Source organism: Nocardia carnea, assembly GCF_029868855.1.
Classification (GTDB): domain Bacteria; phylum Actinomycetota; class Actinomycetes; order Mycobacteriales; family Mycobacteriaceae; genus Nocardia; species Nocardia carnea_A.
Genome location: NZ_JARWOV010000297.1, coordinates 1 through 2,404 on the forward strand (window position 1 = coordinate 1; position 2,404 = coordinate 2,404).

A 2,404-nucleotide genomic window follows, 5' to 3' on the forward strand; every position below is an offset into this window, starting at 1 on the left:
ACAAACTACTCCCCCCACCCCCGCATATTTTTAACCCCAACAAACATTTCCCACGCCGGCCCCCCCCCCCCCCCCCGCCCCGCCCCGCGCCCCGGTGCCGCGGGAGATATCGCACCGCACGGTACGACCGTGGTCGCGGTGTCCTACCGCGGCGGTGTGCTGATCGCCGGTGACCGGCGGTCCACCCAGGGCAATCTGCTGGCCGGCCGGGATGTGGAGAAAGTCCACATCACCGATACCTTCTCGGCCACCGGCATCGCCGGGACCGTGGGTATGGCCATCGAACTGGTGCGATTGTTCGCGGTGGAACTCGAACACTACGAGAAGATCGAGGGCGTTTCGCTCACGTTCGACGGCAAGGCCAACAAACTGTCGAAGATGGTGCGCGACAACCTCCCGGCCGCCATGCAGGGGCTGGCCGTGGTGCCGCTGCTGGTCGGTTTCGACCCGCAGGCCACGGATCCGGACCGGGCCGGGCGCATCGTCTCCTACGACGTGGTCGGCGGGCGCAGCGAGGAGCGGTTCGGTTTCACCGCCGTCGGCTCCGGCTCGATGTTCGCCAGGACATCGTTGAAGAAGCTGTACGCCAAGGGAATCGACGCCGACCGGGCGTTGCGGATCGCCGTGGAATCCCTCGTGGACGCCTCCGACGACGACACCGCGACCGGCGGTCCCGATCTGCTGCGCGGTATCTATCCGACGGCAATCCTCATCGATGAGGAGGGTGCGGTCGAGGTGGCCGAATCCCGGCTCGAGGAGATCGCCCGCGGTATCGCCGCGGACCGCCAGGCCGCCGAAGAAGGGAGCGCACGGGCATGACCATGCCGCTGTATGCGTCCGCCGAGCAGATCATGCGCGACAAGACCGAGCTCGCGCGCAAAGGGATCGGCCGGGGTCGTAGTGTCGTCGTGCTCTCCTACGCCGAGGGTGTGGTGTTCGTGGCGGAGAATCCGTCGGCCACCCTGCACAAGGTGAGCGAACTGTACGACCGCACCGGGTTCGCGGCGGTCGGTAAGTACAACGAATTCGAGAGTCTGCGCCGCGGCGGCATCCTGCAGGCCGACCTGCGGGGCTACCAGTACGACCGGCGCGATGTCACCGGCCGGGCGCTGGCCAACGCCTACGCGCAAACACTCGGATCGATCTTCACCGACCAGCTCAAACCCTTCGAGGTGGAGATCTGCGTCGCCGAGGTGAGCTACCCCGGGCAGGACCCGGAATCGGTGCTCTACCGGATCACTTTCGACGGCTCGATCGTCGACGAACGCGATTACGTGGTGATGGGCGGCACGACCGAACCCATCGTCACCGCCCTGAAGGAGTCCTACCGGCCGGGTCTGGACCTGTCGGGTGCGATCCGGGTCGCGGTCGAGGCATTGCAGGTGACCGAGGGCCCCGACAAGGAGAAGAAGCGGACGCTCGGCGTCGAGTCCCTCGAGGTGGCCACCCTCGAACACGCCCGGCCCCGGCGGGCGTTCCGCAGGATCAGCAAGGCCGCGCTCGAGCAGCTGCTCGCCCCGTCGGGTGACGGGGAGCCGGAAACCGGCGAAAAGTAACCGGAAGGCGAGCTACCGGGGCGCGTCGGATCTGGATGCGACCCGGTAGCTCACCGATTCGGTACGGCTGTCCGGCGTGCACGCACGGCCACGACGACCGGCCGAAGCGGCTCGATTTTCGCTGGACCCGGACACTGCCATACGCGTCCGGCCCCTGGCGATACGTCTCCTTCAGTGCCCGGCCGAACCGCTGTACCCGGTCGTCCGAGCACCCGCCCGGCGCCCGAATCCAGCGAGGCCCTCGGAGGGTTGGGCCGCGTCGTGCTTCAGCACTCGCTGCGATGCGGTGTAGCCGCGAGTGCCGAGTGCTGAAACACTACGCCGAGGAGCCCCCAACCCAGCGGCGCCGAAGGCGCCGCAATGTACACAGCCAAAATCATTACGTTTTTCGCACTCACCCGCAGGAATCATTCCGCGCTGTAATCTCGATAGTGTGCAGCGACGAATTATGGGGATCGAGACCGAATTCGGTGTGACGTGCACCTTCCACGGGCACCGCAGGCTCAGCCCCGACGAGGTGGCCCGGTATCTGTTCCGCCGGGTGGTGTCGTGGGGGCGCAGTTCCAATGTGTTCCTCCGAAACGGCGCCCGGCTCTACCTCGATGTCGGTTCGCATCCGGAGTACGCCACCGCCGAATGCGACAGCCTGGTCCAGTTGGTCACCCACGACCGGGCCGGGGAGCGAGTGCTCGAGGAACTGCTCATCGACGCCGAGCAGCGCCTCGCGGAGGAGGGGATCGGCGGGGATATCTACCTGTTCAAGAACAACACCGATTCGGCCGGCAACTCCTACGGTTGCCACGAGAACTTCCTGGTCGTACGGGCCGGTGAGTTCTCCCGGATCTCCG

Annotated in this window: 3 protein-coding genes; all 3 read left to right on the forward strand. The window is 66.6% G+C overall.

Annotated elements, in window-relative coordinates:
* The first annotated feature begins 45 nt into the window (after positions 1-45).
* Complete coding sequence (gene prcB / locus QH195_RS30665; RefSeq protein WP_432278864.1) at positions 46-819, forward strand: proteasome subunit beta; 774 nt, start codon at positions 46-48, stop codon at positions 817-819.
* On the forward strand, positions 816-1,556 hold the full coding sequence (gene prcA / locus QH195_RS30670; RefSeq protein ID WP_280437941.1) for a proteasome subunit alpha: 741 nt from the start codon (positions 816-818) through the stop codon (positions 1,554-1,556). Before prcB ends, prcA begins: the two co-directional genes overlap by 4 nt.
* A 433-nt stretch (positions 1,557-1,989) precedes the next feature.
* A partial coding sequence (locus QH195_RS30675; RefSeq protein ID WP_280437942.1) for a proteasome accessory factor PafA2 family protein occupies positions 1,990-2,404 on the forward strand: 415 nt, incomplete at its 3' end.

Excerpts from the sequence above, each read along its gene's own strand:
- prcA (WP_280437941.1), top strand. The coding sequence starts at position 816 with ATGACCATGCCGCTGTATGCGTCCGCCGAGCAGATCATGCGCGACAAG.